This window comes from Pseudoxanthomonas sp. LARHCG66 (genome assembly GCF_052871755.1).
Genome location: NZ_JBIXJW010000001.1, coordinates 142114 through 157048, shown reverse-complemented (window position 1 = coordinate 157048; position 14935 = coordinate 142114). Strand labels below are relative to the sequence as shown.

Below are 14935 nucleotides of genomic sequence, written 5' to 3'. Positions count from 1 at the left end.
TGCCGGCGGCGAGGGGCGGCGCGCCCGGCGGACTCAATGGGGGTTACCGCTTGGCAAACTCGCGGCGGACTTCCTTCTCGCAGTCCTCGACATCGTCCGCTTCCAGCGTGGCATAGGGACGGAATGGCGGCAGGCTGGCGGACAGGCGTTCCTGGCTGTCCAGCAACGCAGGCAGGCTGTGGCAGATCTGCCGAACGCCCGGTTCGATGGTTTCCCTCACGGTCTTTTCCACGCGGCGCTCCAGGCTGCCGGTCATGGCGCCGAACACCAGGCTGAAGATGCCCCGGTCCACCACATCCAACGCCGCTTGCGCGCTGCGCTCGCCGATATCGATGCCGGCCTTGGCGATGTCGATCATCTGGCCGCGATAAAGCAGCAGTTCCTGCCGCTGGCGGCCGTCGATGGCGACCGGCCTGCCTTCGATCAGGAAGTCACCAAGGGGAGTTATCTCCGCCTTCGGAAGTGATGTGTCCTTGCCGGCGGCGCGGTTGCCGGACGATGCCCCGAAGCGCATGTTCTCGCCCAGCTGCAGGTTGCCGGTTTCCAACTCACGGCGGGCAACGGCCAGTTCTGCCTGCACCTCGTTGCGCGCGCTCGCCAGGTCGGCACTGATCTCGCGGTCGATGCTGCCTTCCTTCGTGTTCGCGGCCTGCGCGGCGAGCGGCAGCAGACTCGCCAGCAGCAGGGGCATCAGGGCGCGGTGGATGCGTGTGGAATGCATGTCGGATCTCCTTCGTATGGGGGATCTGTGCGCGTCTTGCGCGAATCCCCCGGGGCATGCGTGCCGCGCATGATGCGGCCGACGGCAGAAAACTCAGAAGCTCCAGTTGCCGTCGCCGTTGGCATCGCCGCAGTCATCCACGTCGGACTGGTCCATGCCCGCGTAAGGCTTGAATTCGGGCAGTGCGGCGGCCAGCGCCTGCTGCGCGTTGAGCAGTCCAGGCAGGCGTGTGCACAGCTGCGCCACCATGGGCTTGATCTGCGCCTTGGCCTGTTCACCGACCTGCTGGCCGATCTCGTCGCCGGACTGGCCAGCCAGCACACCCTTCAAGGCCGAGGCCGCAGCATCGATGCCTACGCGGGCGCCTTCCATGCCGATGGCCATGCCGTCGCCGACCACGCCCAGCAGTTCACCGCGATAGGCCAGCACCAGCGCCTTCTGTTCCGGCGTGGTCGCGACCGCCTTGCCTTCGATCAACAGATCGCCGGTCGGGGTTATCTCGGCCTTGGGCAGGGATTCGTTTTCGTTGCGGTTGAGCGACAGGTTCTCGCGCGCCAGGCGTTCTCGCGCGGTGGCGATTTCCTCGCGGGCCTTCTCCATTTCCTGGCTGGCCTCGCCCAGGCCCTTGGCCACTTCGCCCATCGCTTCAGCGGCGATGCCGGTGGGCGCGTTGTCCTGCTTGTCCTGTGCCGGCTGGCAGGCCGCCAGCAGCAGGACGGCGGCGATGGAGGCGCTGCGGACCAGTAGAGCGTTCTTGCGCATGGGATGTCCCTTGTCGTGTCGGATCAAAGCGGGCGGCGGTGGGGAGCGCCGCCCCGGGGAGGCTTATTCGCTTTCGCGCCAGCGACGCAGGTAGATGGCACCGATGATCAGGGCCACGCCGATCACCGCGCCGATCCACAGATCGGCCGTGGCGAAGGCCTGCCAGCTGCGGGTCAGGTCGATGGCATTGGCCAGTTCGTCCGGGGAGTTGAAGTCGGCATGCGGGTTGGTGGCTCCGCCCGGCAGGGTGGGGAACCACGCGCCCGGGATCACGCTCGCCAGCCCGCGGTAGACCACCGTGTACCAGATCAGATCGTGGCGGACCTCCAGGCCCGGCAGGATGTCGGTCATGCTGATGATGACGCACGCCAGCACCGGCACCAGCACCGCCCAGAGGAACGGCTTGCTGCGCGACCAGGCCGAGCAGAACATCAGCCAGCCCACCGCCGGCAACGCCCAGAACACGTAGACGGGCAGGGAGGCAAGCACGCCGCCGATGATGCGCAGCGGATGCGAGTGGGTGAACACCGCGCCGCCGGCCGGCAAGCCGTTGATCGAAATGGTCAGCGCCGAGATCAGCCACATCGCCACGCCGATCAGGATGCCCACGCCCACCGCCAGCAACGGCGCCAGCAGCAGTGCCCACGCCAGCTTGGACAGCACCATGTGCGTGTCGGAGATGGGCAAGGACTTCCAGAACAGCACGCTGCGGTCGCGGCGGTCGTCGTACAGCGTGCCCAGCGCATAGAAGAACACCACGAAGGCCAGGACCACGCAGGCCAGGATCACGCCGCCCAGCAGCATGCCGTCGCCGATGCCGCCGACGATCTGGTGGGCCTTTTCCGGCGCCTCCTCGACGCTGAAGCCACCGCCGTTCATCTGGCCACGTGCGGCGATGCTGCCAATGACGGCCAGGATCAGGTTGAGCACCACGAAGATGCCGCCGGTGATGACGGGTGCCCAGAAGAAGCCGCCACGGTTCTCCCAGAATTCGCGCTTCAGCAGCCACGTGAACGCGCCCGGCTTGGAGGATTTGCCCAACGTCGAAGTCACGGCGTTCATGCGTAGGTTCCTTTCATGATGGCGACGAACAGGTCGGCCAGGCCAGGGGTACGGGTTTCGCCGAGGGCGGCGAGATGTCCTTTCGGCACGCCGTCGAACAGCAGCACGGTCTTGCCGAAGGGCAGGGCGCGTTCGTCGATGGGTTTCAGGGCGCGGGCCTGGTCGACCGCCTCGCCACTGACCAGCACTTCGGTGTAGCGCTCGGCCATGTCCTCCATTTGCGACGTGAGCACGATCTTGCCGTCGCGGATGAACATGACGTCGGTGAGGATGTGCTCGATCTCTTCCACCTGATGGGTGGTGACGATGATCGTCTTCTGTTCGTCGAAGTAGTCCTCCAGCAGGCGCTGGTAGAACTGCTTGCGGTACAGGATGTCCAGGCCCAGCGTGGGTTCGTCCAGCACCAGCAGCTTCGCGTCGATGGCCATCACCAGCGCCAGGTGCAGCTGCACGATCATGCCCTTGGACATTTCGCGCACGCGCAGGTTGGGCTTCAACTGGGTATTGGCGAGGAAACGCTCGCATTTGGCGCGGTCGAAGCGCGGATGCACGCCGCCCACGAAGTCGATGGCCTCCTTGACCTTCATCCAGCGCGGCAGCACCGCCACGTCGGCGATGAAGCAGACATCCTTCATCAACTCGTCGCGGTCCTTGCGCGGATCCATGCCCAGCACCTTCAGCTGGCCTTCGAATGGCGTCAGGCCCAGGATGGCCTTCAGCGCGGTGGTCTTGCCGGCCCCGTTGGGACCGATCAGACCGATGATCTTGCCCGCTTCGATCTCGAAGCTCGTGTTGTCCAGCGCAAGCTTGTTCCTGTAGGCCTTGCGCAGGCCGTGGGCCGACACCACGGCGTTGGCGATTGCGGCATTCATCACTTATTCCCCTTGGATTGCAGCAGATCTTCGATGGACAGGCCCAGGCGCTCGATGCGCTCGGCGACAGCGGGCCATTCCTCGGTCAGGAACCGCTCGCGCTCGGTGCCGCGCAGCTTCTTGGCCGCCTCGTCGGTGACGAACATGCCCAGGCCGCGGCGCTTCTCCACCAGGGCTTCATCTGCCAGCTCCTGGTAGGCACGCGAAACGGTGATCGGGTTGAGCTGGTACTCCGCCGCCACCTGGCGGACGGAGGGCAGCGCGTCACCCGGCTTCAGGATGCCGTCCAGCATCATCGCGATCACGCGATCCTTCAGCTGGCGGTAGATGGGAGCGCCGTCGCTCCATTGGATGGATGTCATGGCTCAGCTCCTCGGACGCAGTGATTGGCCAAAGGAGAAATAGGGCATGGCCAGCGATGCCCGGGTGCGGCGCTTGTGCTGCCGGGCTTCGGGCTTGCCGTCGTCGCCTGCGATCTCGAGGGCTTCGGATTCCAGCGCGCCCACCAGCGCGGCGGACTCCACCTCGGCCGTGCGTGCGCCGGTGACGGCCGCCAGCGCGCCCACCGCCAGCAGCAGGCCGCCGACGGCGATGCTGGGCAGGGCGTGGGTCAATTTCTGGTTCATGGCATCCCCCCGTGAGTTGGGTGAGTGGTGTTGTATTCAACTATAACACCAAAACACAGGGCGTCAACGGGGTGACCGGGTTTTGTCACCCAACTGAAGGCATACTTGTCATGTTCGTAATAGCGGGGTGAGGTCATGAAGTTCAAGTCATTGAAAATGCTGTCATTTCTTGCGCTCGTGAGCGTCTCCGCGACCGTGCTGGCAGCAGGTTTGCTGGACGTCGCCTACCGCCCACTGGCCGGCAAGGCACCCGTCAACCTGAAGGAAAAGTATGCGGGCCAGGTGTTGCTGGTGGTGAACACTGCCAGCAAATGCGGTTACACGCCGCAGTACGAAGGGCTGGAGGCGCTGCACAAGCGCTATGCCGGTCAGGGATTCGCGGTACTCGGTTTCCCCTCCAACGACTTCAAGGGTCAGGAGCCGGGCAGCGAGAAGGAGATCCAGGAGTTCTGCACGCTGACCTATGGCGTGAAGTTCCCGATGTTCGAGAAAGTGGTGGTGACGGGCGAGAAAGCGACGCCGCTTTACCGTTCGCTGGCGCAGGCCACGGGCACTGCCCCGGGATGGAACTTCCACAAGTACCTGATCAGCCGCGACGGTCGCGTGGTCGCGAATTTCCCCAGCAAGGTCTCGCCCGAAGACCCCGCCGTGGTGGAAGCGATCGAGCGCGAATTGAAGGCCCCGCGCGCCGCGCGTTGATGCAGTGCCTTCGCGGGTGGCTGGCATGCCACAATATGGGTTTGGCGCCGCCATCGTGGCGCAGGTTCCAGGAGCAGAAAGGATGAAGCGGTCGGTCCGCGGCGCAGCCGTGTTGTTGGCAATCTCGTTTTCGATGCTGGGAGGCAGCGTGTCTGCACAGGAAAAAACCGCGCTGGTCACCGAGCGCGACAAGGTGAGCTACGCGATTGGCGTGGATGTGGGCAATTCGCTGCAGCCGGTGGGGCCATTCCTCGATGTGGCCGCATTCGAGCGCGCGATCACCAACACGTTCGCCGGCAAGCCCGCGCTTATCTCCGAGCAGGAAGCGCAGGCGACTGACCAGTTGCTGCGGGTGAACCTCGCCGTGGCCGAAGGCCAGCCGGTCCCCGGCATGCCGCCGGGCAGCACGCCGCCGGCGGTCGACAAGACCAAGGTCGGCCTGTTCCTGGGCACCTATGTGGTGGGCCCCTCGCTGATGCCGTTCAAGGATGAGCTGGACACGGCCGTGCTCGCCCAGGCCGTGCGGACGCTGACCAGCAAGAGCGGCACGCCCCTGCTGAGCGTGGAGCAGGCGCAGGCCGAGATGCAGGCCTACATCGCCAAGCGCCAGGCCGGGGCGTCGCAGCGCAATCGCGACGAGGGCGCCAAGTTCCTCGCCGCCAACAAGACCAAGCCCGGTGTGGTCACCACCCCGTCGGGGCTGCAGTACATGGTGCTGCGCCAGGGCAACGGACAGCGGCCGATGTCCACCAGCCGCGTGCGGGTGAACTACGAAGGCAAGCTGCTCAACGGCGAAGTCTTCGACAGTTCGTATGCGCGGGGTGAGCCGGCCGAGTTCGGCCTGAACCAGGTCATCGCGGGCTGGACCGAAGGCGTGGCCCTGATGCCCGTGGGCGCCAAGTACCGCTTCTGGATCCCGTCCAACCTGGCCTATGGTCCCAATGGTGCACCCGGCGGCAAGATCGGCCCGGATGCGACGCTGACCTTCGACGTCGAATTGATGGGCGTGCTGCAATAAGTCGTTGGTGTAATCGCGGCTCCCCCGGCCAGGAAGTGCTTTCATGCGCGTTGCGATCTTCGGTACCGGTTACGTCGGGCTGGTGACAGGCACCTGCCTGGCCGAGGTCGGGCATGACGTGGTCTGCATGGACATCGACCCCGCGAAGGTCGATGGCCTCAATCACGGCGTCGTCCCCATCTACGAGCCCGGCCTGTCGCCGATGGTGAAGGCCAACCATGCCGCGGGGCGCCTGCGGTTCACCACCGTTGCGGAAGAGGCCATCGCGCACGGTGACGTGGTGTTCATCGCCGTGGGTACCCCTCCCGACGAGGACGGCAGCGCCGACCTGCAGTACGTCCTGGCGGTGGCCCACACCATCGGCCGCAACCTCCAGCAGCCTTGCATCGTGGTCAACAAGTCCACGGTGCCGGTCGGCACCGCCGACAAGGTGAGGGCGGCCATCGACGCCGAACTCGCGGCGCGCGGCGTGGAGATCGCGTTCGATGTCGTCTCCAATCCCGAGTTCCTCAAGGAAGGCGATGCGGTCAACGACTGCATGCGCCCTGACCGCATCGTCATCGGCGCGTCGGATCCGCAGGCCGTGGAGAAACTGCGTCGTCTCTACGCGCCCTTCAATCGCAACCATGAGCGCATCGTCGTCATGGACGTGCGCTCTGCCGAGCTGACCAAGTACGCCGCCAACGCGATGCTGGCCACCAAGATCAGCTTCATGAACGAGATCGCGAACATCGCCGAACGCGTCGGTGCCGACGTGGAGCATGTGCGGCAGGGCATCGGTTCCGACCCGCGCATCGGCTGGCATTTCATCTATCCCGGCGCAGGCTACGGCGGCTCCTGCTTTCCCAAGGATGTGCAGGCACTGGCACGCACCGCGCAGCAGCATGGTTACCAGGCCGAACTGCTGCAGGCCGTGGAGGCCGTCAACCACCGCCAGAAGGCCCATCTGTTCGAATTGATCCAGCGCCACTATGACCGCGGCGAGGACGAGGGCATCCGTGGCAGGACGTTCGCGGTCTGGGGGCTGTCGTTCAAGCCCAACACCGACGACATGCGCGAAGCCAGCAGCCGCAGGCTGCTCGCGGAGTTGTGGGACGCCGGTGCGAAGGTCCGCGCCTACGACCCGGAGGCCCGTGAGGAAGCCGCCCGGATCTTCGGTGAGCGCGACGACCTGGTGCTTTGCGATGACGCACGCACTGCCGTTGAGGGTGCCGATGCGCTGGTGGTGGTGACCGAGTGGAAGCAGTTCCGCAGCCCAGATTTCGCGCGCCTGCGCGACACCCTCGGCGATGCGGTGGTCTTTGACGGCCGCAACCTGTACGACCCCGGCGAAGTGGAAGCTGCGGGCATTGCGTATTACGGCATCGGGCGCGGGAGGTCCGTGCATGCAGACTGACCTGCCGTTGCAGGGCGACACGCTCGAGCGCCGCCTGGTGGAAATGGAAACCCGACTGGCGTTCCAGGAGCATTCGCTCAACGAGCTGAGCGAGGCGCTGGCGGACGCACGGGCCGAGAACCAGCGCACCGCGCTGCTGCTCCGGCACATGGTGGAGGAGCTCGGAAAGGTACGTACCTCGCTGTTCGAGGACCCTGCCAACGAACCGCCGCCGCCGCATTATTGATACGCTTGGGACACAGCAGTCCCCACGAAAGACCGATGACCGATTCACTCCGCGACCAGTTGCTGGGTCTGGGCTTCAAGCCTGCACCGAAGCCCGAGCGCAAACCCGACCGTCGGCCCGATCAGCGGCGCGACGCGCAGAAGCCGACCGGCAAGGGTGCCGCGCACCCGAAACCGGGCCACGGCGGCAAGCCGCGCCCGCCGCAGGGTGGAGGCAAGCCCAGGCCCAAGCGCAGCCAGGAAGACATCGACCTCGCCAAGGCCTACGCCATCCGCGCCCAGCGCGAGAAGGACGAGCGCATCGAAGCCGAGCGTGTGAAGCAGGAGGAAGCACGCCTGCGCCGCGAAGCGAGGGCGAAACTCGATGCGTTCCTGCAGGACAAGGGCCTCAATGACGCGGAAGCCGACATCGCACGCCATTTCCCGTATGGCGGCAAGATCAAGCGCATCTATGTCAACGCCGAACAGTTGAAGGCCCTGAATGCCGGCGAGTTGGGCGTGGTGCAGCAGAACGGCCGCTACCTGCTGGTCACCGCCGCGGTGCTCGCCGAAGCTGAAGCGATCTTCGCGCCCGCCGTCGCGCTGAAAGTCGATCCGGACGCCCCGGCCGATCAGGACCCCTATGCCGATCCGCAATACCAGGTGCCCGACGACCTGGTGTGGTGACGCGTACTGATCGTCGTCCCCGTCTCTGCCTGCTGCCCGGGCTGGATGGCACCGGTCGGCTCTACACCCCTTTGCTCGATGCATTCCAGGGCGATTGCGACGCCGAGGTGCTTGCGTATGACGCAGGGTGCTTCAGCGGCTATGCCGCGCTGGCGGAAGCGCTGGGTCCGGCATTGCGGCGGCACACGGATACGGTACTGATCGCCGAGTCGTTTGCGGGTCCCCTGGCCGTGATGCTCGCCCATCGCAACCCACGTCATGTCAGAGCCGTGGTGCTGGGGGCGAGTTTCGTCCGCGCACCGCTCCCTTTCAGCCACGCTTGTGCGGCGGTACTGGATCGATTGCCTGCCATGTCGTTGCCCGTGTTCGCACTGGAACGCGTTCTGGCAGGCGGGATGCTGCCGGCGCCATTGCGGAGAGAGTTGGATGCCGTCCTTGAGGCAATCCCCATCGACGTGTTGCGCCAACGCGCGCTGGCGGCGCTGCGCGTGGACGTCCGTCGTCAACTCGCTGCGCTGGACCTTCCGCTGCTCCATCTGCAGGCCCGCCGGGACAGGCTCATAGCAGCAAGGGCAGGTGACGAGATCGTTTGTCTGGCACGCAATGCGCAGCAGGTCGTCATCGACGCACCGCACTTCCTGTTCCAGGTGGCACCGGTGGCGGCGGCAGGCGAGATCGGGCGATTCCTGAAGAGGGTATGCATCCTGGAGGGTGCACGCCACGATTCTTAGGCCGAGGTGGATCGATCAGTCGTCGCTCGACTGCGCTGGAGACGTTCCGGGCCGGATCAGCCAGTTCCAGACGATGAATGCGGCGATCAACGCGATCACCGACGAAGCAAAGAATGCGGTCTCGCCCCCGAAGCGCCACAGCTGGCCTGCCAGCAATGCGCCCACCACGCCGCCCACGCCGGACGACAGACCATAGAACACGCCCTGGCCGTGTCCATTCATGCGGCCCGGGAAGAAGCGCACCAGCAACTGCATGGCGGCCGCGAAGAACGCGCCGAAGTTGAGCGCATGCGTCAGCTGCGCCAGCACCATCACCGGCGTGTTGTCGGGAAACAGGGCGGTAACCAGCCAGCGCACCGACGCACTGAGCAGCGCGACCATGAGGACGCGACTGGCATCCCAGCGCCGGAAGATGCGGCTGGCCAGGAAGAACACGCCGATCTCGGCCAGTACGCCGACCGTCCACAGCACGCCCTGTGTCGCGGTCGTGTAGCCGTGTTCCGAGAGGTAGATCGAGAAGAACGTGTAGAACGGGCCGAACGAGATCTGGGTGAGGAATGCCGCCACGAAGAACGCGATCACCCGTGGCCTGCGCAATCGCGCGCGGAAGCCGTCCTGCGGATCGATCGGGTGGTGTTCCGGCTCGCGTGCGTAGCGGTTCGACAACGCAGATGCGAAGACGGCCGCCAGCACCGGCAGCATCAGCCATGGCAATGCACCCACGCCCAGCCGGCGTGCGTCGATCAGCCAGCCGAACAGCGATACCACCAGGATGAAGCCGATCGAGCCCCACACGCGAATCAGGCCATAGCGGTCGCTGCGCGCACCGAGATGCGACATCGTGATCGACTCGAACTGCGGCATCACGGCGTTGTAGGCAAAGCAGAAGCCGAGCATCACCGCGAACAGGCCTGCGTGTTCCAGGGGCAGCAGGAACAGCGCAAAGCAGCCGAATGCCAGCGCGCAGCCCAGGTGCAGCCAGCGGATGGGATTCGGCGAGCGCGCGGCCAGCGTGGTCCACAGGCTGGGCGAAACGATACGCGTGGCGTACCACAGGCTCATCAGCACACTGATGGCGGCCACGCTGAGGCCGCGCGATTCCAGGTACAGGCTCCAGTACGGTGTGAAGGCGCCCAGTACCGCGTAGTACGAAAAGTAGAAGCTCGACAGGCGGACCGCGGGATACGCGGTCGGCGGGATGGCATCCCTCATGTCGCTGCTCGATATGCGGCGACGGGTGACGTCCGGCCTTCGGCAGCGGGCGAGGGTGGCATGAGGGACGCAGGCACGGGCGGGATGCACATTCTAGCGGAGCGCGCATTGCGCTCCGCTCTCCCGGGCCTCTCGAAAGGGGGTGAACGCGCCGCTGCGCGCGATGGCGCTTATTCCGGGTCGTAGTCCAGGTTGGACGCCAGCCATCTTTCCACCTGCGCCAGCTCCACGCCCTTGCGTTTCGCGTAGTCGGCCGCCTGCTCCTTCGATACTCGACCTACGACGAAGTACTGGCTTTGCGGGTGGCTGAAATAGTAGCCGGATACCGCCGCCGTCGGCAGCATCGCGAAACTCTCCGTCAGCGACATGCCGGCATTGCCAGGCGCGTCCAGCAGGCGGAACAGGGTGGCTTTCTCGCTGTGTTCCGGGCAGGCGGGATAACCCGGTGCCGGACGGATCCCGCGGTACTGCTCGGCGATCAAGGCCTCGTTGCCCAATGCTTCGTCGGACGCGAACCCCCAGAACTCCTTGCGCACGCGCTGGTGCAGCCGCTCGGCGAGGGCCTCGGCAAGCCGGTCGGCGAGGGCTTTCAGCAGGATGGCGTTGTAGTCATCGTGGTCGGCCTCGAACCGGGCGACATGTTCATCGATGCCGATGCCGGCGGTGACGGCAAAGGCGCCGATCCAGTCCTGCCTGCCTGAATCCTTCGGTGCGATGAAGTCCGCAAGGCAGAAGTCCGGACGCTCGGCAGGCTTGTCCACTTGCTGGCGCAGGAAACACAGGCGCTCGGTGGTGCCCGCGTGCTGGAGTTCTACATCATCGCCGACGCTGTTGGCCGGCCACAGGCCGAATACCGCTTTCGCCGTCAACCATTTCTCGGCAACGATGCGCCCCAGCATTGTCCGCGCGTCCTGGTACAGCTCGCTGGCCTGCGCACCCACCACGTCGTCGGTCAGGATGGCGGGATACTTGCCCGCCAGCTCCCATGCCTGGAAGAAAGGCGTCCAGTCGATGAACTCGACCAGTTCCGCCAGCGGGTAGTCCTCGAAGACGTGCAGGCCGGGCTGGTTGGGCGCGGGCGGTGAATAGTCGCCCCAACCGCCGTTGAACTTCTGGCCGCGCGCCTTTTCCAGCGAGACCAGCCGTTTCGCATCGCCACGGTTGCGGTGGCGTTCGCGGATTTCCGCGTAGTCGGCATCGTTGGCGGCCACGAACGCCGCGCGCATGTCGCGCGAGATCAGCGATTGCGCCACACCCACGGCACGCGAGGCATCCTTCACCCACACGGTGGGCGCATCGTAGTGCGGATCGATCTTCAGCGCAGTGTGCGCACGGGAGGTGGTCGCGCCCCCGATCAGCAGGGGCATGGAGAAGCCTTGCCGCTGCATCTCGCGCGCCACGTGGGTCATTTCCTCCAGCGACGGCGTGATCAGGCCGGACAGGCCGATCAGGTCCGCGTTCTCGGCCTTTGCGCTGTCCAGGATCTTCTGCGTGGGCACCATCACGCCCAGGTCCACCACGTCGAAGTTGTTGCAGGCCAGCACCACGCCGACGATGTTCTTGCCGATGTCGTGCACGTCGCCCTTGACGGTGGCCATGACGATCTTGCCGTTCGACTTGCCCACGTCGCCGGTGCGCAGCTTTTCGGCTTCGATGTAGGGCAGCAGGTAGGCCACCGCCTTCTTCATCACGCGGGCGGACTTCACCACCTGCGGCAGGAACATCTTGCCGGCGCCGAACAGGTCGCCGACCACGTTCATGCCGTCCATCAGCGGGCCTTCGATCACGTCCAGCGGGCGCACAGCCTGCGCGCGTGCCTCCTCGGTGTCCTGGTCGACGAAGGCGTCGATGCCGTGCACCAGCGCGTGCGCCAGGCGCTCGCGCACCGGCTTCTCGCGCCAGGCCAGGTTCTCCACCGGCGCTTCGCCTTTCCTGCCCTTGTAACGCTCGGCGATCTCAAGCAGCCGTTCGGTCGAATCCTTGCGACGGTTGAGGATCACGTCCTCCACGCGTTCGCGGAGCTCGGCGTCGAGGTCGTCGTAGACGGGCAGGCCGCCCGCATTGACGATACCCATGTCCATGCCGGCCTGGATGGCGTGGTACAGGAACACCGAGTGGATCGCAGCACGCACGGGCTCGTTGCCGCGGAACGAGAACGACACGTTCGACACGCCGCCCGAGACATGGCAATGCGGCAGCGTCTGCTTGATGATCCGGGTGGCTTCGATGAAGTCGACGGCGTAGTTGTCGTGTTCCTCGATGCCGGTGGCGACCGCGAAGATGTTGGGGTCGAAGATGATGTCTTCGGGCGGGAAGCCGACTTCCTCGGTCAGGATCCGGTAGGCGCGGGTGCAGATTTCCACCTTGCGCGCGCAGGTGTCGGCCTGGCCGGTTTCGTCGAAGGCCATCACGACGGCGGCCGCGCCGTAGCGCAGCACCTTGCGGGCATGCTCGACAAAGGCTTCCTCGCCTTCCTTCAGCGAGATCGAATTGACCACGCTCTTGCCCTGGAGGCACTTCAGGCCCGCTTCGATGACGCTCCACTTGGATGAATCGACCATCACCGGAATGCGGGCGATGTCGGGTTCGGACATGATCAGGTTGAGGAAGCGTGCCATCGCTTTCTCTGAATCGATCAGGCCTTCGTCCATGTTGACGTCGAGGATCTGGGCGCCGCTGGCGACCTGCTGGCGCGCGACCTCGACCGCTTCCTCGTAGCGCTCTTCCTTGATCAGCTTGCGGAACTGGGCGCTGCCGGTGACGTTGGTGCGCTCGCCCACGTTGACGAACAGCAGGTCCGGGGTGATGACCAGCGGTTCAAGGCCGGACAGGCGGGTGTGGCGGACGCGGGTATTCACGCGGCGGCCTCCAGCAGGGCAGGCAGGCGGCGGGGCGCGACGCCCGCGACGGCGTCGGCGATGGCCCGGATGTGTGCGGGCGTGGTGCCGCAGCAGCCGCCGACGAGATTGAGCAGGCCGGACTGTGCGAACTCCTTCAACGTGGCCGCCATTTCCTCGGGTGTCTCGTCGTACTCGCCGAACGCATTCGGCAAACCGGCGTTGGGGTGTGCGCTGACATACGCGTCGGCGACGGTCGACAGGGTTTCGACGTGTTCGCGGAGGTCTTTCGCACCCAGCGCGCAGTTGAGCCCGACGGACAGCGGGCGACCATGCGCGACCGACGTGTAGAACGCTTCGGCGGTCTGTCCCGACAGCGTACGGCCGGAGGCGTCGGTGATCGTGCCCGAGATCATCACCGGCAACCGTCCACCGCGCGCATCGAAGACTTCCTCGATGGCGTACAGGGCGGCTTTGGCATTGAGCGTGTCGAAGATGGTTTCCACCATCAACGTATCCGAGCCACCATCGATCAGGCCTTCAATGGCCTCGCGATAGGTGGCGCGCAACGCGTCGAAGCTGGTGTTGCGGTAGCCGGGATCGTTCACGTCCGGGCTGATCGAAGCGGTGCGGCTGGTCGGTCCCAGCACGCCGATGACGAAGCGGGGCTTGTCCGGCGTGGTCGCCTCGATGGCGTCGCAGCACTGGCGCGCGACGTGCGCCCCCGCCTTGTTCAACTCGTAGACCAGGTGTTCTAGGTGGTAGTCGGCCTGGCTTATCGAGGTTGCGTTGAAGGTGTTGGTTTCGACCAGGTCGGCACCTGCCTCCAGGTAGGCGCTGTGCACGCCGGCGATGACTACAGGCCGGGTGAGCAGCAGGAGATCGTTGTTGCCCTTGAGGTCGTGGCCGCAGCCCGCGCCGTGCTCATGCGTGTGCTGCGCATCGCAACCCTCGGCGAAACGGGTACCGCGGTAGTCGGCTTCCTGCAGGCCATGACGCTGGATCATGGTGCCCATCGCGCCATCGATGATCAGGATGCGTTCTTCCAGCGCCTTGAGCAGCAGGGACACGCGGGCGGGATTCAACCAGGGCAGGACGTTCATGGCTTTACCGCCGTGAGGGAAAGGACTTCGAAATGCGGTGGCCGGCGTTCACGGGTGACGGTTTCCGCATTGGCGATCTCCAGCCCGGCCTTCTCGGCGAACTTGCGGAGCTCCCTGTCCGAGAACCCGAGATTGACGTGCCCGTAGGCTTCCACGACCGAGCGGTGCTCGTGCTTGCCCAGACTGCTGAGCAGCAGGCGGCCTCCCTTGCGCAGCACGCGTGCGGCCTCGGCCACGGCCTGTGCGGGTTTGCTTGAATAGGTCAACGCATGCATCAGCACGACCAGGTCGAAGCTGCCGTCCTTGAATGGCAGTGCGTGCATGTCGCCTTCGCGCACTTCCACGTTCGGGAAGCGCCGCAGGCGTTCTCCGGCCGCAGCCACCACGCGGGTGCTGGTGTCGATGCAGACGTAGCGGCTCGCATGTGGCGAGAGCAACTCGGCCAGCACGCCGTCGCCGGATGCGATGTCCAGCACGTCGCCGGTCTCGAGCAGCGGCAGGGCGGTCCGGGCCAGGGCCTCCCAGGTGCGGCCGGGCGAATAGTGGCGCTCCATGTCGCCGGCCACGCTGTCGGCCCAGTTCTGGTCGGCGGCACGGTTGGCCAGCACGCTGGCCACGCGCTCGGCGTCCTGTCGCAGAAGCGGATCGTCACTGCCATCGCGCAGGCTGCGCCACAGTTCACGCTGCACCGTGTCCAAGTTGTCTTCGTCGAAACGGTAGTAGGCCGACACGCCCGCGCGACGGTCGCGTACCAGCCCGGCCTCCTTCAATTTTGCTAGGTGGGTCGAGACGCGCGGCTGGGCCAACTGGGTGATTGCCGACAACTCGGCGACAGTCAGCTCTTCGCGCGACAGCAGCGCCAGCAGGCGCACACGGGTGGCGTCGGCGAAGACTTTCAGTCGGGTCGACCAAGCCTCCAGATCCATAAATATCTTCCTATCGCGATATAGAGATATTCTGCCCCCGCGGCGGCGCCAAGGTCAACCAGTGGCATACGCCCGCGGA

16 protein-coding genes are annotated in these 14935 nt (G+C 65.6%); 6 read left to right on the top strand and 10 right to left on the bottom strand.

Annotated elements, in window-relative coordinates; translation table 11 throughout:
- Window positions 1-43: 43 nt before the first annotated feature.
- From ACIPRS_RS00665 to ACIPRS_RS00640, 6 genes are all read right to left on the bottom strand, one after another.
- Entirely contained in the window at window positions 44-721 is a 678-nt protein-coding gene (locus tag ACIPRS_RS00665) for a hypothetical protein (RefSeq protein WP_446537169.1), read from the bottom strand.
- A gap of 93 nt (window positions 722-814) precedes the next feature.
- Entirely contained in the window at window positions 815-1483 is a 669-nt protein-coding gene (locus ACIPRS_RS00660; RefSeq protein ID WP_446537168.1) for a hypothetical protein, read from the bottom strand.
- Window positions 1484-1546: 63 nt separating this feature from the next.
- Complete coding sequence (locus ACIPRS_RS00655) at window positions 1547-2545, bottom strand: ABC transporter permease (RefSeq protein WP_446537167.1); 999 nt, start codon at window positions 2543-2545, stop codon at window positions 1547-1549.
- The gene (locus tag ACIPRS_RS00650; protein WP_192201065.1) at window positions 2542-3417 is read right to left on the bottom strand and encodes an ABC transporter ATP-binding protein; all 876 of its coding nucleotides are present in this window, start codon (window positions 3415-3417) and stop codon (window positions 2542-2544) included. Before ACIPRS_RS00650 ends, ACIPRS_RS00655 begins: the two co-directional genes overlap by 4 nt.
- Entirely contained in the window at window positions 3417-3779 is a 363-nt protein-coding gene (locus tag ACIPRS_RS00645; protein ID WP_192201066.1) for a GntR family transcriptional regulator, read from the bottom strand. The genes ACIPRS_RS00650 and ACIPRS_RS00645 overlap by 1 nt, the downstream gene beginning before the upstream one ends.
- 3 nt (window positions 3780-3782) lie before the next feature.
- Window positions 3783-4043, bottom strand: coding sequence for a hypothetical protein (locus ACIPRS_RS00640; RefSeq protein ID WP_446537166.1), 261 nt, complete (start codon window positions 4041-4043; stop codon window positions 3783-3785).
- A 156-nt stretch (window positions 4044-4199) separates the two neighbouring features.
- On the opposite strand from ACIPRS_RS00640, the gene ACIPRS_RS00635 reads away from it, so the two are divergent.
- The 6 genes from ACIPRS_RS00635 to ACIPRS_RS00610 all read left to right on the top strand — a co-directional run bounded on the left by ACIPRS_RS00635 (window position 4200) and on the right by ACIPRS_RS00610 (window position 8778).
- On the top strand, window positions 4200-4742 hold the full coding sequence (locus ACIPRS_RS00635) for a glutathione peroxidase (RefSeq protein ID WP_446537976.1): 543 nt from the start codon (window positions 4200-4202) through the stop codon (window positions 4740-4742).
- A gap of 82 nt (window positions 4743-4824) precedes the next feature.
- Window positions 4825-5760, top strand: coding sequence for an FKBP-type peptidyl-prolyl cis-trans isomerase (locus ACIPRS_RS00630; protein ID WP_446537165.1), 936 nt, complete (start codon window positions 4825-4827; stop codon window positions 5758-5760).
- Window positions 5761-5803: 43 nt separating this feature from the next.
- Entirely contained in the window at window positions 5804-7156 is a 1353-nt protein-coding gene (locus ACIPRS_RS00625; RefSeq protein ID WP_446537164.1) for a UDP-glucose dehydrogenase family protein, read from the top strand.
- Window positions 7146-7382 (top strand): SlyX family protein, encoded by a 237-nt coding sequence (locus tag ACIPRS_RS00620; RefSeq protein ID WP_142125341.1) that lies wholly within the window; start codon window positions 7146-7148, stop codon window positions 7380-7382. The genes ACIPRS_RS00625 and ACIPRS_RS00620 overlap by 11 nt, the downstream gene beginning before the upstream one ends.
- 35 nt (window positions 7383-7417) lie before the next feature.
- Entirely contained in the window at window positions 7418-8047 is a 630-nt protein-coding gene (locus ACIPRS_RS00615; protein WP_337729873.1) for a DUF2058 domain-containing protein, read from the top strand.
- Window positions 8044-8778, top strand: a complete 735-nt coding sequence (locus tag ACIPRS_RS00610) for an alpha/beta fold hydrolase (RefSeq protein WP_446537163.1) — start codon at window positions 8044-8046, stop codon at window positions 8776-8778. Before ACIPRS_RS00615 ends, ACIPRS_RS00610 begins: the two co-directional genes overlap by 4 nt.
- A gap of 15 nt (window positions 8779-8793) precedes the next feature.
- Here ACIPRS_RS00610 and ACIPRS_RS00605 read toward each other — a convergent pair whose 3' ends face one another.
- The 4 genes from ACIPRS_RS00605 to ACIPRS_RS00590 form a co-directional block, all read right to left on the bottom strand.
- Window positions 8794-9990: an MFS transporter gene (locus ACIPRS_RS00605; RefSeq protein ID WP_446537162.1), complete on the bottom strand. Its 1197-nt coding sequence runs from the start codon at window positions 9988-9990 to the stop codon at window positions 8794-8796.
- Between the two features lie 170 nt (window positions 9991-10160).
- Window positions 10161-12848, bottom strand: a complete 2688-nt coding sequence (gene metH, locus ACIPRS_RS00600; RefSeq protein ID WP_446537161.1) for a methionine synthase — start codon at window positions 12846-12848, stop codon at window positions 10161-10163.
- Window positions 12845-13930 carry a homocysteine S-methyltransferase family protein gene (locus ACIPRS_RS00595; protein WP_446537160.1) on the bottom strand — a complete coding sequence of 362 codons (1086 nt, stop codon included), beginning with the start codon at window positions 13928-13930 and terminating at the stop codon, window positions 12845-12847. The genes metH and ACIPRS_RS00595 overlap by 4 nt, the downstream gene beginning before the upstream one ends.
- Window positions 13927-14856: an ArsR/SmtB family transcription factor gene (locus ACIPRS_RS00590; protein WP_446537159.1), complete on the bottom strand. Its 930-nt coding sequence runs from the start codon at window positions 14854-14856 to the stop codon at window positions 13927-13929. Before ACIPRS_RS00590 ends, ACIPRS_RS00595 begins: the two co-directional genes overlap by 4 nt.
- Window positions 14857-14935 lie beyond the last annotated feature (79 nt).